Source organism: Ralstonia mannitolilytica, assembly GCF_905397375.1.
GTDB lineage: Bacteria > Pseudomonadota > Gammaproteobacteria > Burkholderiales > Burkholderiaceae > Ralstonia > Ralstonia mannitolilytica.
Window position 1 is genome coordinate 205,224 of record NZ_CAJPVG010000002.1, and the last position, 20,619, is coordinate 225,842.

The following is a 20,619-nucleotide window of genomic DNA, read 5'->3' on the forward strand; positions in this document are numbered from 1 at the left end:
GACGACCACTGACCCGATGTGCCAGCCCGCGTGGGCTAGCTTAGCCCGCACCCACCGTAGCGGAGCTTGCGTATGTGACACCCGCCGATTCACCAAGCCAGAAGCGAGCATTGCGATGTCTAGATGCCGGACTCCCAAAGCGTTCTCCAGAAAGACCCACGGAAAAGCAATTGCTGCACGCCCGAGCGCGACGCCGCTGTATCTGGCTGTGTGTCTGGCGATGATGAACAGCGCGCGCGCCGCCGAGGGCGAGACGCTGGTTGCGCAGATCGATCCTACGCTGCTGGCCTACAACACGAGCTTCCTGCACGGCCAAGGGCGCCCGGCCGACCTGAGCGCCGTGCTGAGCTCGGGCAGCAGCGTGCCACCAGGCACCTATCGTGTGGAGGTGGAGGTCAACGGCAATCTGGTCGGCCGTCGAGACATCGATTTCTACCAGGATGGCGACAACGCCAAGCTGCGGCCGTGCCTGACGGCCAAGATGCTGCAGGATTTCGGCGTCAACCTCAGTGCCATCACGCCGCCGCTGGACGTCAACAGCGAGGCTTGCCTCGATCTACCTCACCTGCTGGACCAGGCTGCGGTGGACTTCGACGCTGGCCGTCTGCAACTCAATCTCAGCATCCCACAGGCGTTTCTTTCCCGCGCGGCACGCGGCTATGTCGACCCTGCGCTGTGGGACGAGGGTGTCACCGCCGGCTACGTCAACTAGGCGGTCTGCTGAGTGCGGTCGCGATGTGCCCACGCGACGTTGAGATCACCGGCCACAACGGCAGGCTCAGTCTGGCCATTGAGGCGGATACGACCGGGTGGATACGGCAAAGCCTGCCGACCAGCCAGCACCATCGGCTGCCCATTGGCGGCCAACACAGGATCGCCCTGATCGGTCGATGTGCGAGGAATCGCGCCCACAAACATCGATTCGCCCGGGGCGCGTTCGGCACCTTCCGATGCCAGCCATTCGCCGACACCGATCAGCCGACTCCCCAAGGCATGTGCTTGGGGTGTGGTGTCGAGCACACCGCGTGCGAGATCGATGGTCGCGTCGGCGGCATCGAAGGCTAGGATGGCAACTGCCTCTGCAATCGCCCCACTGGCATCCACCAGATAGGCGTAGTCGCCCTCGGCCAGTCTCTCCGGCTGGCTGATGGCCGTCACCGGCATGCCGATGGCATCGACCTCGCTGGCAGTCAAGGCTGCATCAAGCGTCAGCAGTGGTGCGTAGTCTTCGCCCACCACGGCAGTGAGGTCGCCGCCGGACGCGCCGGTAGCCAGTTGCCAATTCAACTGCCCGCTGCCACCGGCGGCGGCCAGCGCACCGAGATAGGTGTCCGTGTCGGTCAGGTAGGCCAGATCTGCGCGCGACAAGCGCCGGGCCAGTTCCCAATACGGCACCTCGACGGCCAGCACCACGGCGGGCGGCAAAGGTTCGATGGTCGGCTCTTCGACGTGCGGTGGCGGGGGCGACAGCACGGTGTTGCTCATCCCGAACACATCTTCCATGGCTTCGATGCGCCACTCGGCCGCGCCCAAGGTGCCGGTGTCGATGCCGGTGACGCGCACCACCATCTGATCCACACCCAAGCGCGGCCAGTTCAGCAGGAACACGTCACCCGGCAATGGCGCACGTTCCAGCGTGTCGCGTGCCACTGTCAGACTCATCCGGGCCAGTGGTGAACCCAAGGCACGCAGGTCACGCAAGGCCAGCCGCGCGGCCAGTGGCCCGTAGTTAACGCCCGGGTAGTCGCGGCGTTGATTGATCACGCCGCCTTGCAACTGGATGGCGGCCAGGTTCTCGACCGTGACGGCAGCATCACCGCCGGTCTGCCAGTCGGTGTAGACCACCGTTAATTCGTTGGGCAGCTCGCCCCACTGGGCGCGCTCGAAGCGTTCCAGCCGCACAATTTCGTCAGGCCCCAACTGCGGCAGGCTGTCGATCCAATAGTCGTCGCGCAGCAGCTTGAGCTCAAACGTGCCTTGCTCCGGGTCGGTGTAGAGGATGCCGCCAATGTGGTCGATGACCTGGCCGATGAAGCTCTCGATGGGCTGCTGGCGCGTCCAGATCAGATTGAGGCCGAAGCCCTCGCTCGACAGGGCCCACGCTGCGTTCCAGAAACTCCAACCGATGGTGCTCTGCGGATAGCCCATACCCCAATGCGGATCGGTGAGGCACTGCACCAGGATGTGTGCCGGGTTCATTCCGACGCTGATCTCATGGCCTTCGTCCTCATCCCAGGTGCGGACTTCAGCGTTCCACTCCATCCACGGAGCATCGAACCAACCCGCCGTGAAGCGACGCACCCGTACCGCCCATGGCTTGATGTAAGGGTTGTTGGCCGCGAAAAGGATCTTGCGTGCCACCAAGGACAGCACGCCCCGAAATGCCGGAATGGAACTGCCGAGGCGACTCATCAGGTAGTCGTTGCGTCCTTGTCCGGCATGACCAGAAAGCACATCGACGGTTCCGACCACGCCGCCTTCGCGCTCGTCGCCGCCAAACAGCGTGGGCTTGTTGATCGAGAGGCTGGTCAGGCCATGCCCGCTGGACAGCGGCGCACGGTCGGCATCACCCCACGCGGTACGGTCGCCCATCTGAATCTCCTGCACGGCATCGACGGGTCCCTGGCACAAGGCCAGATGTAGCCCCATCCGGTAGCGATAGCCGACGGTTTGCTTCTTGCTGCTGCCACCCATCAGTCTTGCTCCTGCTGGCTGGATTGATTGCGGGCGTGTTCGACCACACGTTTTGCCATTGCATCGCTGGTGGCCAGCAAGGTTTCGGCGTCACAGCCATCGCGCAGGAAGGCCCGGAAATCCAGATCGTGACGCGCAAACCAAGTGCGCGTGCCGTTCACGCACAGGCCCACGGCGCGCACGTGATCGATGGTGATGACGGTCTGAGTGGTCATTTCTTGCCACCTTTCTTCTTGATCGGGTCGGCTTCCAGATCGCCGTACCAGACGACGTTGGAGCCACGCAGTAGCACGGTGCCGAACACGACGGGAATCGGTCGGCCTTCTTCTGCGGTGGGGGCATCGACGTCAGACAGGGACGCCGGTTTGGGTTCACCGGCCTCGGTCAGCTCCCATTCGTCACGGTCATTGCGGAACTGGAAGCCGTGTGACGCCAGTGACTGGTTCGTGGCCTTGGCCGAGCGGTTGAGCAATTTTCCGAGCTGGGTGGCGTTGAGCGCGCAGATCGGCTCATTGGCCGACGGCAGTGCGCGGCGCAACACCTCGGTGGTGATGCCCGTGTTCTCCTGAATGCAGGTGAGCGTTGCCGCCGCTGCGATGCCCGGCTTGACGCCCGGCACCTTCGCCACAGCCTCGCCGATCAGCAGAATCGCGGATACACGGTCATGGGTCGGTGCAGGCAAGGCCCCCAGCGCAGCGGGAGCGGTATAGCTGCCGGTCTTGCGGATCGCGGGCAATACCTCGTGGGTGACCCAGCGCTTGAAGCGCTTGGCGGCATCCTTCGTGCTGCCGAGGATCAGGGCGTAGAGGCCCGACTCGTTGACGTGGTTGGCGCGCTGGTTGCGTCCAAGGTTGTCGATGACGTCGCGTTTTGCGACATCATCCGAATCGACGTGTTTGGCGAGAGCATCGCGCGGATTCGACAGTTCCAAAGCTGCGCAGACGTCGGCGGCGTTGAACCACGGCTGGCCCGCGTCGTCGACCTGAACGCGCACAGCGTGCGCTTCAAACTGGAAGGGAATGATTGCACTCATGGCCATTACTCCGAATCAAGGGAAAGAGTGAAAGACGGCTTGCCGGAATCCACGGTGCGAGCGGCAGCGAACTGCTGCTGCAAGGCAGGCGGCCAGTTCGTGAAGCGGGATTCGGAGACGGACAACTTGATGTCGAGGTAGCCCTCGACTTTCTCGCCTGACGCCACGATGCGTTCGGCGATTTCGGTCAATTGCTGCTGGTTCCAGCTGACCTTCTTGGGCAACTCGAACTTGAGCCGCAGCGGGCCATCGCTGATGTGGGCGGTGCCGAAATCGCGGCCGGATTCGCGCAGCGCGGCGCGGGCCTGCTCCCCGTAGGCGGCGTCGAGCGCCGCATCGAACTTGGTGCGCGCCTTCTTGAGCCAGTCGATAGCCGCGTCGAGGTTTTTGTCGATCTCGCGCTTCTGCTCGGGCGGCAGTGCGGCCAGTTGGCTGACGGACATCTCGGCGATGTCGGCGGGGAAGATAGTCAGATCGCTCATGGCCGTCCTCCTCACTGATACGCACGGGCGAAGGTCGAGTAGCGCGCAACACGCCGCTCGAAGGCCTCGATCTCGGAGATCAGGTAGGTGACGCGCGAGCCGACCTTGCAGAAGATCGGGCCCAGCTGGTCTTGACGCCACCGACGCAAGGTGTGGACGGACAGACGCCAGCGGGCGGCGAGTTCGAACTCGTTGAGCGCGAGCAGTGGCTCACCCTCTGGCAGCGGCGGAAAGAAGGTCCGCGCGGATTGAACAGGTGCAGGGTGTTTTTGCATGGTGGAACTCCTTTTGTTTGGGAGTTCCTATTCAATTCCTCCATGTCTTGGGCTTGCGCATGTCCGTTTTTGGCTTTGACTGGCAAGCAGCCGTCGCATGATCCGTGCGGCAATTCTTGTAAGTTGTTGATCTATATTGAATCTTCGCCTCTGTTTCGGATATTGCGATTTCGGTTATTTCGTTTATAATGGCTTCAATGCGTACCTTGACCCGACGAGGAGACCCCTTATGAACGCTCCCGCCATCCCCAAAACCCTGCCTTCTGCCGAAGACATTGCCCTGGCCCGAGAGTCCGGCCGGGCGCTGTCGACCGTCCTCAAGACCCGTGCTGATACCCAGCAGATCGACTTCCATGACGACCAGGGCGCAGTGCACACCGTGTCGATCCCGACGTCGGCCCTGCGCCTGCTGCTTGATGTGCTGACCGAGATCGGCCAGGGCAACGCCGTATCCATCATTCCGATCCATGCGGAGCTGACGACGCAGGAAGCCGCCGACGTGCTCAACGTCTCCCGGCCTTTCCTTGTCCAGTTGCTGGAGAAAGGTGACATCCCGTTCCACAAGATCGGCACCCATCGCCGCGTGCGTTACCAGGATGTGATCGCCTACAAGAACCGCATCGATGCGGAACGCCGCAAGGCGCTGGATGAGTTGGCGGCCCAGGCCCAGGAACTCGGCATGGGGTACTGACTGGATGAGTTCGCACTTCACCGTCGTCTATGACGCCTGCGTGCTCTACCCGGCACCGTTGCGCGATCTGTTGATGCATCTGGCGCTGTCGGATCTGTACCGGGCGCGCTGGAGTGACACGATCCACGACGAGTGGACGCGCAACGTGCTGGCCAGTCGGCCCGATCTCACAGCCGAGCAGTTGAACCGAACACGCCAGCTGATGAACAGCCATGTCCGCGACAGCCTGGTCACCGGGTTTGAGTACCTGATCCCGTCGATCCAACTGCCCGACGCGGACGACCGTCATGTGGTGGCCGCCGCGATTCACTCGGGCGCGAGCCTGATCGTGACCTTCAACCTCAAGGACTTCCCGCCTGAGGCGCTCAAACCCTACAACCTCGTGGCCCAACACCCCGACGACTTCATCGTCGACTTGCTGGATCTGTTCCCGGCGGGTGTGTTGGAGGCCGTAGCTCACCATCGGCGCTCACTCAAGAACCCGCCCAAGACAGCAGATGAATACCTGGACACCCTGCAGGCGCAGGGCCTGACTCAATCGGTGGCGGTCATGCGCCAATGGACTGTGGCCATGTAAACGGCCGAAGGGAGAATCAATGGGCAAGAAGACCCTGACCAACGCGCACTGCCTGCTCGAACTGATCGAGAAGGCGCATGTGACCAACCTCAAGCGCTTCAGCGGTCTGCAGGAGTGTCAGGCACTGGCCCGAGGATTTGACTGGTCGCAAGACGCGGAGACACTCCCCACCGCACTGATCGAGCACGTCCGGCACCTTCGCAAAGAGCAACGTGACCCCGCCGAACGCGAGGCACTGCGCATCCTGCGCCTGGCTTCGCCCAGAGGTGCGCAGATTCTCACCACCGTCGCAGACCAATTGCACGACAACGAGCTGATCGCTGCCTTTCTGGCCGAAGACGGCGGCGAAATCGGTCGTTCGGTCTGGATGCGCACCCACTCCGATGACGCGGCGCGACTGTTTGATGTTGCCGAATCGATCCTGAACACCGGCGACATCCGGGGCAACAAGCGCCTTTTTGATGCCTTTGACATCCCCTGCGATGACGCACCACCGTTCATCTGGAACGACGCCATCAAGAAGGATCTGGAGTCGCAGCTCACCAGCACCATGCGGCTGGCCGAGCCCTGCGAGGTCATCCATGTGCAGATGGCCGAAGAAAAGAAAAACGGCGACACCCAGCTGACGCATTACCTGGTGGTGCGTTTTGCGGGTGACCAGGTCACGGCTGTGCAGATGCTCAACCGCAGCCGCAAGAGCTTCTGCTACTTCCCTGCGCGGGACGCGACCCTTGTCTACGCCCCTGACCGCAAGGTGGTGGAGGTCTATGCGCACACCCTGTCGACACGGGCCCCACTGGCCAATGTGCTGTCCAAACACGGTTTCAAGGCTCCGCTGTCGAGCCGACCGCTCAATCGCTCACGGTATGACCTGTCCCGCTTCGCGCTGCCACTGAAAGACACGAAACCCAAACTCGATGGCGTGCGCGTCGAGCGCCTTTATCTCACTGAAGCGAAGGCCTTGCTCGGGCACGCGACCGATACCGTCTCGCTGCACATCGACAGCTGCGCGGAACTGCACGAAGTCATCCATGAACATTGGAGCAACCACCCGTTCTCGCAACCCGGTGCCATCCTTGGCGTGACCCTGGTGGCCGACTTGGTGTTCGATGGCGAAACGGCTGAAACGCCGCTGTCCATCGTGCTGGCCGAGCCCGGCCGATGCAGTCTGCAAGGCGAGAAAGACGCACGCTTGCGGCAGGCTGGGACGCAGTTGCTCGAAGCCTTGGGCGTGCTCAAGCCCCTGCACCCGGGGTCAGGAATCGATGACCCGAAACTGGTGGTGCAGGTCGCACGCCTGCTGGAGTACGCCACCAACACGATGGACGGCTTCGCCCTGGCGCAACTTGGTATCGACATCGACCGCTTCGAGGACGAGGGCATCATCACGGAGGGTGACCGGATCATCGAGAAGGTCGTCGAACTGGCAAACGGTGAGCACACCAGCGTCAAACTGGAGCGCTGTGCCGATGGCAATCAGGTACGTTACCGCGATCCACTGACGGGGGCGGATGTGGTGCTGCCCGCCAAGCACGCCCGGCGCTGGAAGGTGCACCTGAACTGGCTGCGCGAGGAGATCATCACGGCGCTGGGCACTGCACTGCAGAGTGTGCGTGGCACGCACCAGGACGAAGAGCCGATTTTTCTGGGGGAGCTTGATATCGATGGCCATGACATTGCGCTGTACTTCGCGGCCAAGATGTCCAGCGAGCGCCAGTACGCCAAGGTCGATACCGCCTTGCGCCTGCGTCCACGCAGCGTCCCCGGCATCCTGCTGACCACGGCATCGGAACCCTTTCCGTTTGCCGGAACTAACGTGGTGATACCCATCGAGGACGTGCTGTCTGCTGCTGGTGCAACGACGGCCATCGACTTGGCGCAGTTGAAGCTGGCCTATCGCCACGGGCAACTGGCTGCCATGGGCGGCACCTCGGTTGCGCTGAAGCTCTCTCCGGATGGGTATGCCGCCACGCTATACCTCCCTGGACAAGCACCGTGGAAGGTGACGAACAAAGCCAAGATCATGGTGCTGCAGCGTTTGGTCGATGCCCATGCAGCGGGCTCGCCGCACGTGAACACCAAGAAGCTGATGGAGGACACGGGCTGCGCTTCGCCATCCAACCTGTTCACCAGTAAAAACTCACCGTGGCGCAACTACCTCGTTCGGGTCAAAGGCTCGCATGCCTGGCAATTGAATCTGCCGACCGTTGACGCCCCTGTCGAGGACGATGACCAGCCAGAAGCCGCCTCCGAAGTCATGGAGGATGCATGACCGGCGTCGCGTACAAATGGCAGTTCGCATCACGGTTTCGGCGGCATGCCTTCGGCTGGCGTTCGGACACGCCCATCCAGCGCATCAAGGAGGCCTTGGCCGAGATCAAGCAGGTGGCCCGCAAGGAGCCGGTGCTGGCCGCCGAGGGTGCCGTTACCTTGCTGGAGAAGATCTCGCCCGCACTGGAGCAGGTAGACAGCTCCTCCGGGGCGCTGGGCTCCGCCGTGAACAAAGCCATCGAGACCCTGGTGCCCCTCATCGTCAAGGCCAACGTCGAGCCCAAACAGCGGCAACGCTGGCTGGATCGGTTGTGGCAGGCGTTGCAGGACGATGAAATACCCTACATCGAACTGCTGGGCGACCACTGGGGTGAACTGTGTGTGACGCCGGACATGGCCTCGCGCTGGGCCGATGAGTTCATCCCTGTCGTTGAAAGCGTGTGGAGTCCGAGCGCATCTGGGCATGGCTACTTCAAGGGCACCAGCGCCTGTCTGTCCGCGCTGTTCGCGGCAGGTCGTCATGACGAGTTGCTGGCCCTGATCGACAAGGCGCGGTTCAAGTGGTGGCACGACCGACGCTGGGGGGTGAAGGCCTTGGCCGCGATGGGCAAGAAAGCCGAGGCGATCCGTTATGCCGAGGACTCACGCGGACTCAACGATCCGGGCTGGCAGATCGCTGAGGCCTGCGAGGCCATCCTGCTGTCGTCAGGCTTGGCCGATGAAGCCTACCGGCGCTATGCCATCGAGGCCAACCAAGGCACCACGAACCTGGCCACCTTTCGTGCCATCGCCAAGAAGTACAGCCACGTTCCACCGGAGCTCATACTGCGGGATCTGGTCGCCAGCACGCCCGGCACAGAAGGCAAATGGTTCGCTGCGGCCAAGGATGCGGGCCTGTTTGCGCTCGCCGCTGAACTCGCCAATCAAAGTCCTACTGATCCCCGGACCTTGACCCGCGCCGCCAGAGACTTCGCAGTCGACCAACCGCAGTTCGCCATCCATGCCGCTCTGTCAGCGCTGCGCTGGATTGCGCGTGGCCACGGTTATGAGATCACCGGCGCAGACATCCTGGACACAGCCCATGCCTTGCAGCAGGCGAGCACGCAGGCGGGTGTCGATCAGCAGCCACTGTCAGCCTTGCTTGCACCGATTTTGGCTGAGGCGCCGCCACGCCATCTTCTGCATCAGGTGCTGTCGCCATTCGTCAAAGCGTAGCGACCAGCGCCCGGCCATCGAGCCGCGCCGATTAATCAGCGTTGAGATTTACTTCGGAAAATCGGGCTCACTATCCCTGACGGTTGCAATTCCTCGGAGCCGTCATGAAGAACCTCGAACTCGCATCTCCCCCAGAGATGAGCGCCAGCGCCCGTGCTGGCGAAATCGCCGCCATCCTTGCGGCCGCCATCGTCCGGACCCTCGTCGCGGATGAGCCAAAACAGAGAGCAGTTGGCCTTGGCTTCCTGCCCGACCAGCGCGTTCATACAACCCCCTATCAAGAGGAGAAGTTGTGATGAACGAGAAACAAGCATCCGTCGCCGCGCGGATTGCGGAGCTGGCTTGCCTGCCGATGTCCGAGCTCTGGACGGTGTGGGATCAGTATTTCCCGCGTCGCCCGGACTACCCCAACCGCACGCACGTCGAGTCCCGTCTCGCCTACAAGCTGCAGGAGGAAGCCTTCGGTGGCCTTGCGCCCGAGACCAAGCAGCGCCTGGAAGCCATCGGCGCAAAACACTCCAAGATCAAGCTGCGGGCCAAGCCGCGCGAGTTCGATTTCGCGCCGGGCACGATCCTGCTGCGCGAATGGGGCGAGCGCGAACATCGGGTGACAGTCACCGCCGAGGGGCTGTTTGAGTACCAGGGGCGCAACTTCAGGAGCCTGACGGCGGTGGCCCGCCACATCACGGGCGCGCACTGGTCGGGGCCGCTGTTCTTTGGCCTGAGCAAGGGAGGTGCGCGATGAGCGATATTGCCAGCACCAAGGCCCGCAAGCGCTGCGCCGTCTACTGCCGGGTGTCCTCGGATGAACGACTTGACCAGGAGTTCAACTCCATCGACGCGCAGAAGGAGGCGGGCCACGCCTACGTCGCCAGTCAGCGATCCGAGGGCTGGATTCCGGTGGCCGACGACTACGATGACCCCGGCTTCTCTGGCGGCAACACGGATCGGCCGGGGCTGAAACGCCTGATGGCGGACATCGAGCGCGGCCAGATCGACATCGTGGTGGTCTACAAGATCGACCGCCTGACGCGCAGCTTGGCCGACTTCTCCAAGATGGTTGAAGTGTTCGAACGCCACGGGGTGTCCTTTGTGTCGGTCACCCAGCAGTTCAACACCACCACCTCGATGGGTCGGCTGATGCTCAACGTCCTGCTGTCCTTCGCCCAGTTTGAGCGCGAGGTCACCGGCGAGCGCATCCGCGACAAGATCGCCGCCGCCAAGCGCAAGGGGATGTGGATGGGTGGCGTCCCGCCCCTGGGCTACGACGTCGACAACCGCCTGCTGGTCATCAACGAGGCCGAGGCGGCGGTGGTGCGTCGCATTTTCGAGGAGATGCTGACCATTGGTTCTCCAACCCAGATCGCCGTCAATCTCACCGCCGACGGCATCACTACCAAGGCCTGGACGACGCAGGAGGGCCAGACCCGCAAGGGCACGCGCATCGACAAAAAGTACCTGCACAAGCTGCTGCGCAACCGCATCTACCTGGGCGAGTTGTCGCACAAGGGGAACTGGTACCCCGGCGCTCACCCGCCGATCATCGACCAGGAGCTTTGGGACAAGGTCCACACGGTGCTGGCCAGGGATGGACACGCCCGGTCGGTGGAAACCAAGATCCGGTCGCGCACCGACGCCTTGCTGCGCGGCCTGCTGTACGCCCCCTCGGGCGAACGGATGTACCCGACCTACTCACGCAAGAACGGGCGCAAGTACCACTACTACGTGTCCAAGTCGGAAAGCCGGTTCGGAGCACCGGGCAAGAGCTACGAGCGATTACCTGCGCCGGAGATCGAGGCGGCAGTGGTGGCCCAGATCCGCACCGTGCTGACCAGCCCGGAATCCATCGCATCGGTGGTGCGTCATATCCAGCGCAATGGCGGACAAGTCGATGAAGCCACCACGGTGATGGCGATGGGACGGCTCAACGACGTGTGGGATCAACTGTTCCCGGTCGAGCGCCACCGCATCGCCAACCTGATGATCGAGCGCATCGACCTCGTCCACATCGGCGAGGTTCAGGGCATCAAGGTGAAGTGGCGGGAACTGGGCTGGGACGCCCTGATCGGCGAGTTCGCCCGGAGAGGCATCGGCGCGGAACTGGTGGAGGTGGAGGCCTGATGAACGACACACTGGAAACCTTCGTGCCACTGACATTCCGCCGCCGGGGCGCGCGGCGCGTGGCCGCCGACGACCGCCATGTTCACGATGTGACGTTGCTGGAGGGGGTGGCACGCGGTTTCTACTGGCAGCACCTCGTGGACACCGGCGAGATGAAGAGTGGCTCGGAGATCGCCCGGGCCGAAGGCTTACACCCATCGGTCACCAACGAACTGATGCGCCTGAGCCTGCTCGCGCCCGACATCCTCGAACTGCTGATGGCCGGGCGGCAGCCTCGCCGGATGAACCTGATCTGGTTCCAGCGCAACCCGCTGCCGGTGGATTGGGAGGCGCAACGCCAGATCGTGAAGCGCTTTGAGGAGGACGCATGAGCAAGAAGCACCGGGGCCGGTTCAAGGGTGATCCGGTCACCTATCAACTGCCGAGTCCAGCAGGCGGCGTGCAACTGGAAACCTTCGTGCCCTGGACGCTGGTGAAGCGGGGGCTGAAGAAGCAGGTCATCACGCCCCTGGACGCTCCACAGGAATTCCTGTCCGAGGCCACCCGGGAGCGGGAAGCCCGGTCGGCCGCGCAGGACACCGCGTTGATGCGGGCGCTCGGACTGGCGCACCACTGGCAACGCCTTCTGGATGAGCAGCGGGCGGCATCAGTAGCCGAGATCGCCGAGGCCGAAGGCATGGACGTGACGCAGGTGCGCCGGGTCATGCGGCTGACGCTCCTGGCCCCGGAGGTCGTGGAACGGCTGGTGGGCTCGCCCGATGCCGTGCTGGAGAAGGTGATGCGCCGCCCCTTGCCCAACGGCTGGGCTGCCCAGAAACTAGTACTGCACGATACTGTCCAAAGTTGAACTAACACTTTCGACCCAATGCCGCCAGCGAGTTGCGTGATTTGACCTCCCGGAAGCACTCACGCGCGCATGAGGAGGCTGGGTCATCCAAATGGGACTACTTCAGCTTGATGTGCAAGTGATTTAAGCCTGCAGCATCTGTGGTCTCCTTGACTTCCAGGTAGTGGTGTTGCTTGCGCACCAGGTCGCTGAGCTTGCTGAAGCCGTAGTTCCGCGGATCAAATGATGCGTGGTTTTTGCTGATGAAGGAGCCTACGGCTGAGAGCGACGACCAGCCCGTGTCACGCTGTGTCTCTTTCACTGCGTGCGACAGCAGACCGTGAAGGGGCGGAACGTCTTTCACCTGTACGGGTAACCCAGGGTCTACGCCTGTGGCAGGTTGTTTCAACACCTCAACGAAGACGAACTTGTCGCAAGCCGCGATGAAAGCGTCTGGAGTCTTGCGTTCCCCGAACCCATAAACGACCTTGCCGGCCTCCCGTAGGCGAGTGGCAAGTCGAGTGAAATCGCTGTCGCTGCTGACGAGACAGAAGCCATCTACATTGCCTCCGTACAACAAGTCCATGGCGTCGATGATGCAGGCGCTGTCCGTGCTGTTCTTGCCCTTGGTGTAGGCGAACTGCTGCATCGGTTGGATTGCATGGCGGTGGAGGTGATCCTTCCAACCCACCAGGTTTTGCGTAGTCCAGTCACCGTAGGAGCGCTTCACAGTCGCGACCCCGTACTTCGCGACCTCCTCCAGCAGCTCCTTGATAACCGCTGCGCTGGCGTTGTCCGCGTCGATGAGTACAGCGAGCCGAAGTGCGTCTTGTGCCATTGTCTTGTTTTCTCCTTCCGACAGCCTACCCGATAGCTGTCGTAAGCAAACGACCGGTCGTGGCCGATAGCAGACGTCTATATTTGGCATAGATAGCACAACTTATTTCCCTCACAGGCACCCGCGACCATGTCACAAAAATGACATCAACGATGTCATCAGGGTGTCATATCACGACATTACCATCGCTGCAATTCAGATTCGTAATCAATTCATCATTTTTGATTACGAATTCAAATCTGCCGGAGGTGTCATGATCGAACTACAGAATGTCTCAGTCAGTTATGGTGATGCGATTGCACTGTATCCCACCACTCTCAAACTCCATCAGGGACAGTTCACCGTATTGCTCGGATCTTCCGGCGCTGGAAAATCCACGCTACTTCGCTGTATTAATTCGCTGCATGCGTCGCAGCGCGGCGCCACCATTGTCGCCGGCTTAGGAAATTTGGCGAACTCGCGTGCATTGCGCATGCATCGCCGACAGACTGGCATGGTGTTTCAACAGCATCAATTGATTGGCCGACTGACGGCTTTGCAAAACGTTTCGATGGGCCGAATGGGCTACCACACGGCATTACGCAGTCTATTCCCCCTCCCGGCGAAGGATCAATCCATATGCCTGCAAAGTCTGGACCGAGTCGGCTTATTGCACAAAGCCTTAAGCCGTGTCGACGCATTGAGCGGCGGCCAGCAGCAACGCATCGGTATTGCCCGGGCTCTGGCTCAGCAACCTAAACTGGTGTTGGCTGATGAACCGGTAGCCAGCCTCGATCCTGCTACTGCAGAGCGAGTGCTAAGTCTGCTGCACCGCATTTGTAAAGAGGACGGGATTTCGGCGGTCGTCAGCCTGCATCAGGTAGACCTCGCTCAACGTTATGCCGACCGTATTATTGGCCTGTCCCATGGCCGAGTCATTTTTGATGCCGCCCCGCAGACTTTGGATCAAGCCAGTTACGACACGCTGTATGAACAAGTACCCCGTTCTTCTTTGAGCGTTCCACAAGACGCTCGAGAGGAACGGCTTATCGATACTTCATTTCCCATGCAACTTGCTACCGTAAAGGATTGATTATGAAAAAACTCGCATCCGCATTAATGTCTGTCTTGCTTGCCGCCGTCTGCAGCATTGGCCATGCATCATCCAATCCCGATCCAGAAACGCTCAAAGTTGCGCTGCTGCCGGACGAAAACGCATCGACCGTAATTAAAAACAACAAGCCGCTCGAAATCTATCTGGAAAAAGAGCTGGGAAAGAAAATTGAGCTGGTGGTTACCACTGATTACTCGTCAATGATCGAAGCCATGCGTCACGGCCGTATCGACATGGCATATTTTGGCCCCTTGTCGTATGTGCTGGCTAAGCAAAAGAGCGACATCGAGCCATTCGCAGCGATGAAGCAAAAGGGTAGCACTACCTACCAGTCCGTATTGATCGCCAATACTGGCGCCGGCATCGCCAAAATCAGTGATATCGTCAACAAGAATGTCGCTTACGGTGATAAGGCATCCACCTCCAGCCATTTGATTCCGAAGTCGATATTGGCGGAAAACGGTTTGAAAGCCGGCGAAAACTATCGCGAACACTTTGTCGGTGCGCATGACGCGGTGGCCATGGCCGTGCAAAACGGTCACGCGCAGGCTGGCGGCTTGAGTAAGCCGATTTTTGAATCCCTGGTTCAGCGCGGACTGGTCGATCCCAACAAAGTAAAAGTTCTTGCCGAATCGAAGCCATATCCGCAATACCCGTGGACCATGCGCAGCAATCTGAAGCCGGAACTGAAGGAAAAGATCCGTGCAGCCTTCTTGAATCTCAAAGATCCGGAAGTCCTGAAACCTTTCAAAGCCGATGGTTTCGGCCCGATCAGCGACAAAGACTATGACGTGGTGCGCAGCCTTGGCACACTGCTCAAGCTCGATCTGTCGAAGTTCTAAGTGAGCGACAGCATGCAAGCTGATTTTGGTTTGATTCTGGCCGAGCGCCAGCGCGTATGGAACCGCACGATACTGCAGTTTGCCGTTGTGCTGGCGATTGTGATCGGTTGCTGGTATTACGTCGGCCTATTTGATGCCGAGCGATTGAAGGATGGCATGCCAAGCCTGGTAAAAATTGCCGGCGAGATGTTCCCACCGAACTTCTCGCAGGCTGGCACCTGGGTCAAACCGGTACTGGATACCTTGGCCATGAGTATCGCCGGCACGGCAATCGCGGTATTGCTATCCATTCCCTTAGGAGTGCTCGCCGCGCGGAATACTAGCCCTCATCCACTCGTGTATCAAGCCACACGCGGCCTGTTAAACGCTTTGCGATCGATACCCGAACTGATCATGGGCATCCTGTTCGTGGCAGCCGTTGGCTTCGGCGCATTGCCGGGTGTTTTAGCCCTAGGCTTACATTCGGTTGGCATGATCGCCAAATTTTTTTCGGAATCGATCGAACATGCCGATCCGGCACCGGTAGAAGCCGCGCATGCAGCGGGCTGCACGCCATTGCAGGTGATTTTTCATGGGATCTTTCCCCAAGTGCTTCCGCAAATGGCCGATACCGCGATCTATCGATGGGAATACAACTTCCGTGCTTCGACCGTGATGGGCATGGTCGGCGCCGGTGGAATCGGGTTCGAGCTGATGGGCTCTCTGCGCATCATGCAATACCAGGATGTCTCGGCTATTTTGCTGGTTATTTTAGGCATGGTTACCCTCGTCGACGCCTTCAGCTCCTTCCTGCGTCGCAAGTTCAAATAACTCCCAAAGCTTACAAAGGTTTTTATGAAGCCCAAAGTCGTCCTCACCCACTGGGTGCACCCGGAAATCATCGAATTGTTGTCCGCTAGCGCCGATGTTATCCCCAACACCACACGGGAAACCTTGCCGCGTTCTGAGGTAATTGCGCGAGCCAAAGATGCGGATGCACTCATGGCTTTCATGCCGGACAGCATCGACAGCGCGTTTCTCGAGGAATGTCCAAAGCTGCGTGTCATCGGCGCCGCGCTTAAAGGCTATGATAACTTCGATGTCAACGCCTGCACACGCCACGGTGTATGGCTTACGATTGTGCCGGATTTGCTTACGATCCCGACCGCTGAACTGACTATCGGCCTTCTTCTCGGTTTGACAAGGCATATGCTGGAAGGCGATAGGCAAATCCGTAGCGGACACTTCCAAGGCTGGCGGCCGACACTATATGGCTCTGGTTTGACAGGAAAAACGCTTGGCATCATTGGTATGGGGGCGGTCGGCCGTGCAATCGCCCAGCGCTTGGCTGGCTTTGAAATGAATCTCTTGTATTGCGATCCGATTCCGCTCAATGCCGAACAAGAAAAGGCTTGGCACGTACAGCGCGTCACGCTCGATGAACTGCTCGAAAAATGTGATTATGTCGTGCCGATGGTTCCGATGGCCGCAGAGACACTGCATCTGATCGATGCCACCGCGTTGGCCAAGATGAAAACCGGTAGCTACCTGATCAATGCATGTCGCGGCTCGGTCGTGGATGAGAATGCGGTGATAGCAGCACTGGCGTCTGGAAAACTAGCTGGATATGCAGCCGATGTCTTCGAGATGGAAGAATGGATACGCGCTGATCGCCCGCAGGCTATCCCCAAGGCGCTGCTCGACAATACGGCACAAACGTTTTTTACGCCGCATTTGGGATCGGCGGTCAAGGAAGTTCGGCTTGAAATCGAGCGGCAGGCAGCGATGAACATCATCCAGGCACTCGCTGGTGAAAAACCGATGGGCGCGATTAATCAGCCGTATCCGGGAGTAAAGGCGGCGTGATAGATCTGGAGCGTGTGGCGACGTTCATTGCCGTCGTCAAATGCGGGGGCTTTCGCGAAGCGGCGAAGCAAACTGGATTGTCCCAGCCAACAGTAACGCAGCATATCAAGCGGCTGGAGCAGTCTTTGCAGGCCCGGCTGATTGACCGCGCAACAATGCCGCAAAGCCTGACATTGGAGGGAAAGATTTTTTTCCCCTATGCGGAACAATTGCTCCGTACTAGCCATAAGGCTACGGCAGCCCTCCACAATAAAAGCCTGGTCGTTGGTGCAAGCTCCAATATCGGCATTTATCTTTTACAACCCTATATCAAGGCGCTCCAAGATAAATTAGCAAACAAGATCGATGTGAGGATCGGCAAAAATATCGAGATTGCCGCTTTGCTGGAAACGCTTGAAGTGGATGTAGCGGTAATGGAGTGGTGGGACTCACGTCCTGGGTTCGTCTCAACAGTATGGCGGCGCGAGAGGATGGTTGTCATTGTTCGCCCCGGCCATCCTTGGGCTGCCGAGTCGACCATTCCACTTAAGTGGTTAAAATCCCAGAACTTGCTTGGAGGCGAAGCGGCTACCGGAACTGGGCGCCTACTACAACAATATGCCGGTGCCGACTCGGCAGAGTTCACAGTGGGTATGCAGTTAGGTAGCACCGAGGCGGTCAAACACGCGGTCCACGCAGGGCTAGGAATCTCGCTTGTGATGGAAAGCGCGGTCAAGCATGAACAGGCAAGCGGATGGTTACATGCAATTCCGATTGAAGAAGATGTTTACAAAGATCTTTATCTCGTACATCGCTCAGAAACTTCGTTAAGCGGTCCGGTGGCAAGCCTTGCAGATTTGATTCTCCATTCTCCGGATTTAGGCTCAATAGAATATAAATAGCAAAACGAATGCCTGCTTCTGGCCGGGAGTAGCCTACCGCGTAGCGGTGCATATCGTCACCCTCAGTCGCCACCCCTACAGGAGTTGCCGACTACAACCGACCGCATCTAAACCCGCGCCAGCAAAGGAAATGACCTCGAGAACGCTCGCGTGGCCACCAGAGAAAACGGAGAACAGAGATGCGTCGGCGGGGGCGGAAAGGCCGCCTTTGCAGAGGTGGCGCTCGTGAGACCAGGCCTGGAAACCACGCCAACACTGGGGGGAACAGACGAAAAAAAACCAACCGAGAACGGTTGGTTTTTCAAATAGTGGTGGTGCTGAGGCGACGCCACGCGGCCTATCGCGGCTGCAATGAGTTCCAATGAGCACCGTTCGGCGATGATTCTACGCTGATCACCATCCCTTGGCTCTCCCCTGTCGCGTCCGGCCGTCTTTTGCGGACGCCGGTTCAATCCCCGAACACGGAATCGAACTCGACTCCTGAGACGTAGCTACGCTCGTGTTGTTGTAGTCCAAGTTGTGGCGCATAATGTCATCAGTTTGATGATGTGAACTGCCTGGCAATGGACAAACATAAAACCAATCGCAGTCTTTCGGTCGTCCGTCTTGGATGAGGAGCCTTCGGTGACTCAACCCCAGCGCGTCAAGAGCTTGAGCCACGCCCAGCGCGAGCGGCTGGCCTACATCGACTTCCGGCTCTACTTCTTCGGTGAGATCGGTCGCCCAGATCTGATTGAGCGCTTCGGCGTGGCGCCGGCAGGGGCGACGCGCGACTTGGCGCTGTACCGGGAAATCGCGCCGCAGAACATCACCTTTGACGGTAGCCACAAGATCTACCGGATCGGGCAGGCGTTCTCCCCGCTGTTCAACCACGCCCCGCAGCGCGTGCTGTCGGCGCTGGCGCTGGGCTTCGGCGATGGTGTGAACGGCCCGAATCAGTCCTTGCAGCCGCTGCTGCCGTGCGAGTCGCCCACCGCCCTGAGCAACCCCAGGATGGATGTGCTGGCTCCGGTCTGCCGGGCGATCCACGCCAAGCGCCCCGTCGCCATTCGCTACCACTCGATGAGCAGCGGTGAATCCGAGCGCGTCATCGTTCCGTTCGCACTGGTTGATACCGGCCTGCGCTGGCACGTCCGGGCCTTTGATCGCAAGAGCGGAGAGTTTCGGGACTTCGTCGTCACCCGTATCGAAGCGCCGACGCTGCTCGACGAGGAGCCACAGGCCTTTGAGCGACCGGAAAACGACATCCAGTGGACGCGCATCGTCGAGCTGGAGTTGGTGCCGCACCCGCGCCTTGAACACCCCGAGATCATCAGGATGGACTACGGGATGACCGACGGCTCGATCCGGATGCGCGTTCGCGCCGCCGTCGCGGGCTACATGCTGCTGCGCTGGAGCGTGGACTGCTCGCCCGACCACCGCCTCAAGGAAGAACAGTACCGCCTATGGCTCAGCGATCCGCTGGCGCTGTACGGCGTTGAGAACGCAAAGCTCGCGCCAGGGTATCAAGCTCCGAGCAGCCCCAAGAAACGATAGGAAAGAACAAGCGCAATGGCCAAGACACTTGAAGCCCACGACAAGCTGATCCGGGAGATCTTCGAAGGCAGCTACCAGTTCGAGATTCCGGACTACCAGCGCCCCTACGCCTGGACAACCGAGCAGGCCACAGAGCTGTTCGATGATCTGTACTCGGCGATGCAGGACGCCCGGGCCAACGGGGCCACAAGCCAATACTTCCTGGGTAGCATCGTCCTGATCAAGAACGACCGCGACCCCAAGGCGATGGTCGTTGACGGCCAGCAGCGACTGACCACGCTCACGATCCTGTTTGCGGCCCTGCGCGCAGCGTGGGAGGCGGCCAACTACCCACCAGGCGTCAAAAGCGTGACCCCTTTCCTCTACGAAGAGGGGGACGAGATGCTGGGCAAGGCCACCGGCTACCGATTCACCGCCCGCGAGGAAGATGCGGCGTTCTTCCGTCAGTACATCCAGGAGCCGGGTGGCATCGCACAGTTGGTCGCCAGTACGGACAAGCTGAAAGACAGCCGTCTGCGTTACCGCGAAAACGCCACGCTGCTGCTCGAAAAGGCCAAGGCCCTGTCGCCTGACGACTTGAATGCCCTGTGGAAATTCCTCGCGAACGACTGCTCCCTGGTCGTCATTTCCACACCCGACCTCGAAGCGGCCTACCGCATCTTCTCGGTACTGAACAATCGTGGGCTCGATTTGGCACCCATCGACATCATTAAGGCGGAAGTGCTCGGTTCGATCCGACGCATCGGCGGGGAAGACAAGGCGCGCGCCTATTCGAAGAAGTGGAGCGCGATCGAAAGCCAGTTGGGGCGCGATGCCTTCGGCGAGTTATTTGGCCACATCCGCACGATCTACGCAAAGCAAAAGCAGCGAGCAACACTCGTCAAAGAATTTCAGGAGTACGTCACCGAGTACAAAACCCCGGCTGACCTTATTGGCAATGTGATCCAGGCGGTGCAGATCTGGCTGATGGTTGCGCCTTCGGGGCGTTGCAGCATCCGGATCACTTCGGCTTGCTTGCTGTTGTCGCGGGTGCGCGGCTTGGCCCACGTTGCTTCGGCGGCGTTTACGGCGGCTTCCAGTTCGGGATCGCTCGCGGCGGCTGACGCGCCTTCAGCGTTGGCGATGATCTGGTCGAGATTGGCTTCGAATTGCCCGATGCCCGTCTTGTTCACGCTGGGACGCGGCATTCCCAGGGCGTCGTAGCCCTCGGCGGCGACGAACCAGTCGGTGCCGTCGTTGGTGATCAGGGCACGGTTGAACATCCCGTCGAGCACCTTCTTGCGTGCGCCGCCTTTGATGTTGTCGGGGAACCAGTCGATCTTGCCGCTGCTGGTGTTGATGGCCTTGGCCAGGATGGCGTGCTGGGCCGGGGTCAGGTTGGCGGTGGTCATGGGCTGCT

The 20,619-nt window shown here is 60.3% G+C and carries 23 protein-coding genes and 1 pseudogene; 17 read left to right on the forward strand and 7 right to left on the reverse strand.

Annotated features, from left to right (window positions below; genetic code table 11):
• The first annotated feature begins 223 nt into the window (after nucleotides 1–223).
• A complete protein-coding gene (locus tag KHN96_RS06580; protein ID WP_244855846.1) occupies nucleotides 224–712 on the forward strand; it encodes a FimD/PapC N-terminal domain-containing protein in 489 nt (162 codons plus the stop codon).
• On the opposite strand, the gene KHN96_RS06585 is transcribed toward KHN96_RS06580, so the two are convergent.
• The 5 genes from KHN96_RS06585 to KHN96_RS06605 are packed head-to-tail and all read right to left on the reverse strand — an operon-like array spanning nucleotide 709 to nucleotide 4,484.
• The gene (locus tag KHN96_RS06585; protein WP_244855847.1) at nucleotides 709–2,694 is read right to left on the reverse strand and encodes a phage tail protein; all 1,986 of its coding nucleotides are present in this window, start codon (nucleotides 2,692–2,694) and stop codon (nucleotides 709–711) included. The genes KHN96_RS06580 and KHN96_RS06585 overlap by 4 nt on opposite strands.
• Nucleotides 2,694–2,909 carry a hypothetical protein gene (locus KHN96_RS06590; RefSeq protein ID WP_181817644.1) on the reverse strand — a complete coding sequence of 72 codons (216 nt, stop codon included), beginning with the start codon at nucleotides 2,907–2,909 and terminating at the stop codon, nucleotides 2,694–2,696. The genes KHN96_RS06585 and KHN96_RS06590 overlap by 1 nt, the downstream gene beginning before the upstream one ends.
• The gene (locus KHN96_RS06595) at nucleotides 2,906–3,727 is read right to left on the reverse strand and encodes a BRO-N domain-containing protein (protein WP_115044407.1); all 822 of its coding nucleotides are present in this window, start codon (nucleotides 3,725–3,727) and stop codon (nucleotides 2,906–2,908) included. Before KHN96_RS06595 ends, KHN96_RS06590 begins: the two co-directional genes overlap by 4 nt.
• A gap of 5 nt (nucleotides 3,728–3,732) precedes the next feature.
• Nucleotides 3,733–4,209: a hypothetical protein gene (locus tag KHN96_RS06600; RefSeq protein ID WP_004629253.1), complete on the reverse strand. Its 477-nt coding sequence runs from the start codon at nucleotides 4,207–4,209 to the stop codon at nucleotides 3,733–3,735.
• A gap of 11 nt (nucleotides 4,210–4,220) precedes the next feature.
• Complete coding sequence (locus tag KHN96_RS06605; protein WP_004629251.1) at nucleotides 4,221–4,484, reverse strand: MerR family transcriptional regulator; 264 nt, start codon at nucleotides 4,482–4,484, stop codon at nucleotides 4,221–4,223.
• Nucleotides 4,485–4,713: 229 nt separating this feature from the next.
• Between KHN96_RS06605 and KHN96_RS06610 the strand changes: the two genes are divergently transcribed.
• The 9 genes from KHN96_RS06610 (at nucleotide 4,714) to KHN96_RS06650 (ending at nucleotide 12,206) form a co-directional block, all read left to right on the forward strand.
• Nucleotides 4,714–5,175 (forward strand): helix-turn-helix domain-containing protein, encoded by a 462-nt coding sequence (locus KHN96_RS06610; RefSeq protein ID WP_004629250.1) that lies wholly within the window; start codon nucleotides 4,714–4,716, stop codon nucleotides 5,173–5,175.
• A 4-nt stretch (nucleotides 5,176–5,179) separates the two neighbouring features.
• Nucleotides 5,180–5,752 carry a PIN domain-containing protein gene (locus tag KHN96_RS06615; protein ID WP_115044013.1) on the forward strand — a complete coding sequence of 191 codons (573 nt, stop codon included), beginning with the start codon at nucleotides 5,180–5,182 and terminating at the stop codon, nucleotides 5,750–5,752.
• A gap of 19 nt (nucleotides 5,753–5,771) precedes the next feature.
• Complete coding sequence (locus KHN96_RS06620) at nucleotides 5,772–8,024, forward strand: hypothetical protein (protein ID WP_115044011.1); 2,253 nt, start codon at nucleotides 5,772–5,774, stop codon at nucleotides 8,022–8,024.
• Nucleotides 8,021–9,238 (forward strand): hypothetical protein, encoded by a 1,218-nt coding sequence (locus KHN96_RS06625; protein WP_115044009.1) that lies wholly within the window; start codon nucleotides 8,021–8,023, stop codon nucleotides 9,236–9,238. Before KHN96_RS06620 ends, KHN96_RS06625 begins: the two co-directional genes overlap by 4 nt.
• Before the next feature lie 104 nt (nucleotides 9,239–9,342).
• Nucleotides 9,343–9,534, forward strand: coding sequence for a hypothetical protein (locus tag KHN96_RS06630; protein ID WP_115044007.1), 192 nt, complete (start codon nucleotides 9,343–9,345; stop codon nucleotides 9,532–9,534).
• Nucleotides 9,534–9,983 (forward strand): DUF2924 domain-containing protein, encoded by a 450-nt coding sequence (locus KHN96_RS06635; RefSeq protein ID WP_024973170.1) that lies wholly within the window; start codon nucleotides 9,534–9,536, stop codon nucleotides 9,981–9,983. Before KHN96_RS06630 ends, KHN96_RS06635 begins: the two co-directional genes overlap by 1 nt.
• Nucleotides 9,980–11,359 carry a recombinase family protein gene (locus KHN96_RS06640; RefSeq protein WP_115044005.1) on the forward strand — a complete coding sequence of 460 codons (1,380 nt, stop codon included), beginning with the start codon at nucleotides 9,980–9,982 and terminating at the stop codon, nucleotides 11,357–11,359. Before KHN96_RS06635 ends, KHN96_RS06640 begins: the two co-directional genes overlap by 4 nt.
• Nucleotides 11,359–11,730 (forward strand): hypothetical protein, encoded by a 372-nt coding sequence (locus KHN96_RS06645; protein ID WP_004629235.1) that lies wholly within the window; start codon nucleotides 11,359–11,361, stop codon nucleotides 11,728–11,730. The genes KHN96_RS06640 and KHN96_RS06645 overlap by 1 nt, the downstream gene beginning before the upstream one ends.
• On the forward strand, nucleotides 11,727–12,206 hold the full coding sequence (locus KHN96_RS06650) for a hypothetical protein (protein WP_004629233.1): 480 nt from the start codon (nucleotides 11,727–11,729) through the stop codon (nucleotides 12,204–12,206). The genes KHN96_RS06645 and KHN96_RS06650 overlap by 4 nt, the downstream gene beginning before the upstream one ends.
• 97 nt (nucleotides 12,207–12,303) lie before the next feature.
• On the opposite strand, the gene KHN96_RS06655 is transcribed toward KHN96_RS06650, so the two are convergent.
• Nucleotides 12,304–13,023 (reverse strand): NYN domain-containing protein, encoded by a 720-nt coding sequence (locus KHN96_RS06655; protein ID WP_115044003.1) that lies wholly within the window; start codon nucleotides 13,021–13,023, stop codon nucleotides 12,304–12,306.
• 253 nt (nucleotides 13,024–13,276) lie between these two features.
• Here KHN96_RS06655 and phnC point away from each other — a divergent pair, with 253 nt between their 5' ends.
• From phnC to KHN96_RS06690, 7 genes and pseudogenes are all read left to right on the forward strand, one after another.
• Complete coding sequence (gene phnC, locus KHN96_RS06660; protein WP_115044001.1) at nucleotides 13,277–14,095, forward strand: phosphonate ABC transporter ATP-binding protein; 819 nt, start codon at nucleotides 13,277–13,279, stop codon at nucleotides 14,093–14,095.
• Between the two features lie 2 nt (nucleotides 14,096–14,097).
• The gene (phnD, locus tag KHN96_RS06665; RefSeq protein WP_024973167.1) at nucleotides 14,098–14,958 is read left to right on the forward strand and encodes a phosphate/phosphite/phosphonate ABC transporter substrate-binding protein; all 861 of its coding nucleotides are present in this window, start codon (nucleotides 14,098–14,100) and stop codon (nucleotides 14,956–14,958) included.
• A gap of 12 nt (nucleotides 14,959–14,970) precedes the next feature.
• Complete coding sequence (gene phnE, locus KHN96_RS06670) at nucleotides 14,971–15,768, forward strand: phosphonate ABC transporter, permease protein PhnE (protein WP_009238668.1); 798 nt, start codon at nucleotides 14,971–14,973, stop codon at nucleotides 15,766–15,768.
• 24 nt (nucleotides 15,769–15,792) lie between these two features.
• Nucleotides 15,793–16,803 (forward strand): phosphonate dehydrogenase, encoded by a 1,011-nt coding sequence (locus KHN96_RS06675; protein ID WP_009238667.1) that lies wholly within the window; start codon nucleotides 15,793–15,795, stop codon nucleotides 16,801–16,803.
• 14 nt (nucleotides 16,804–16,817) lie between these two features.
• Nucleotides 16,818–17,684, forward strand: coding sequence for a LysR family transcriptional regulator (locus KHN96_RS06680; RefSeq protein WP_231108837.1), 867 nt, complete (start codon nucleotides 16,818–16,820; stop codon nucleotides 17,682–17,684).
• Between the two features lie 624 nt (nucleotides 17,685–18,308).
• Complete coding sequence (locus KHN96_RS06685; protein ID WP_211888714.1) at nucleotides 18,309–19,220, forward strand: helix-turn-helix transcriptional regulator; 912 nt, start codon at nucleotides 18,309–18,311, stop codon at nucleotides 19,218–19,220.
• 15 nt (nucleotides 19,221–19,235) lie between these two features.
• Nucleotides 19,236–19,931: pseudogene (locus KHN96_RS06690) on the forward strand (DUF262 domain-containing protein); the annotation flags it as partial.
• Between the two features lie 179 nt (nucleotides 19,932–20,110).
• On the opposite strand, the gene KHN96_RS06695 reads toward KHN96_RS06690, so the two are convergent.
• Nucleotides 20,111–20,611 carry a DUF3489 domain-containing protein gene (locus tag KHN96_RS06695; RefSeq protein WP_115043999.1) on the reverse strand — a complete coding sequence of 167 codons (501 nt, stop codon included), beginning with the start codon at nucleotides 20,609–20,611 and terminating at the stop codon, nucleotides 20,111–20,113.
• Between the last annotated feature and the right edge of the window lie 8 nt (nucleotides 20,612–20,619).

Excerpts from the sequence above, each read along its gene's own strand:
- KHN96_RS06585 (WP_244855847.1), bottom strand. The coding sequence starts at position 2,694 with ATGGGTGGCAGCAGCAAGAAGCAAACCGTCGGCTATCGCTACCGGATG.
- KHN96_RS06615 (WP_115044013.1), top strand. The coding sequence starts at position 5,180 with ATGAGTTCGCACTTCACCGTCGTCTATGACGCCTGCGTGCTCTACCCG.
- phnD (WP_024973167.1), top strand. The coding sequence starts at position 14,098 with ATGAAAAAACTCGCATCCGCATTAATGTCTGTCTTGCTTGCCGCCGTC.
- KHN96_RS06650 (WP_004629233.1), top strand. The coding sequence starts at position 11,727 with ATGAGCAAGAAGCACCGGGGCCGGTTCAAGGGTGATCCGGTCACCTAT.
- phnC (WP_115044001.1), top strand. The coding sequence starts at position 13,277 with ATGATCGAACTACAGAATGTCTCAGTCAGTTATGGTGATGCGATTGCA.
- KHN96_RS06600 (WP_004629253.1), bottom strand. The coding sequence starts at position 4,209 with ATGAGCGATCTGACTATCTTCCCCGCCGACATCGCCGAGATGTCCGTC.
- KHN96_RS06625 (WP_115044009.1), top strand. The coding sequence starts at position 8,021 with ATGACCGGCGTCGCGTACAAATGGCAGTTCGCATCACGGTTTCGGCGG.
- KHN96_RS06675 (WP_009238667.1), top strand. The coding sequence starts at position 15,793 with ATGAAGCCCAAAGTCGTCCTCACCCACTGGGTGCACCCGGAAATCATC.
- KHN96_RS06640 (WP_115044005.1), top strand. The coding sequence starts at position 9,980 with ATGAGCGATATTGCCAGCACCAAGGCCCGCAAGCGCTGCGCCGTCTAC.
- KHN96_RS06610 (WP_004629250.1), top strand. The coding sequence starts at position 4,714 with ATGAACGCTCCCGCCATCCCCAAAACCCTGCCTTCTGCCGAAGACATT.
- KHN96_RS06595 (WP_115044407.1), bottom strand. The coding sequence starts at position 3,727 with ATGAGTGCAATCATTCCCTTCCAGTTTGAAGCGCACGCTGTGCGCGTT.
- KHN96_RS06620 (WP_115044011.1), top strand. The coding sequence starts at position 5,772 with ATGGGCAAGAAGACCCTGACCAACGCGCACTGCCTGCTCGAACTGATC.
- KHN96_RS06695 (WP_115043999.1), bottom strand. The coding sequence starts at position 20,611 with ATGACCACCGCCAACCTGACCCCGGCCCAGCACGCCATCCTGGCCAAG.
- KHN96_RS06605 (WP_004629251.1), bottom strand. The coding sequence starts at position 4,484 with ATGCAAAAACACCCTGCACCTGTTCAATCCGCGCGGACCTTCTTTCCG.
- KHN96_RS06645 (WP_004629235.1), top strand. The coding sequence starts at position 11,359 with ATGAACGACACACTGGAAACCTTCGTGCCACTGACATTCCGCCGCCGG.
- KHN96_RS06580 (WP_244855846.1), top strand. The coding sequence starts at position 224 with ATGAACAGCGCGCGCGCCGCCGAGGGCGAGACGCTGGTTGCGCAGATC.
- KHN96_RS06630 (WP_115044007.1), top strand. The coding sequence starts at position 9,343 with ATGAAGAACCTCGAACTCGCATCTCCCCCAGAGATGAGCGCCAGCGCC.
- KHN96_RS06655 (WP_115044003.1), bottom strand. The coding sequence starts at position 13,023 with ATGGCACAAGACGCACTTCGGCTCGCTGTACTCATCGACGCGGACAAC.
- KHN96_RS06635 (WP_024973170.1), top strand. The coding sequence starts at position 9,534 with ATGAACGAGAAACAAGCATCCGTCGCCGCGCGGATTGCGGAGCTGGCT.
- KHN96_RS06590 (WP_181817644.1), bottom strand. The coding sequence starts at position 2,909 with ATGACCACTCAGACCGTCATCACCATCGATCACGTGCGCGCCGTGGGC.
- phnE (WP_009238668.1), top strand. The coding sequence starts at position 14,971 with ATGCAAGCTGATTTTGGTTTGATTCTGGCCGAGCGCCAGCGCGTATGG.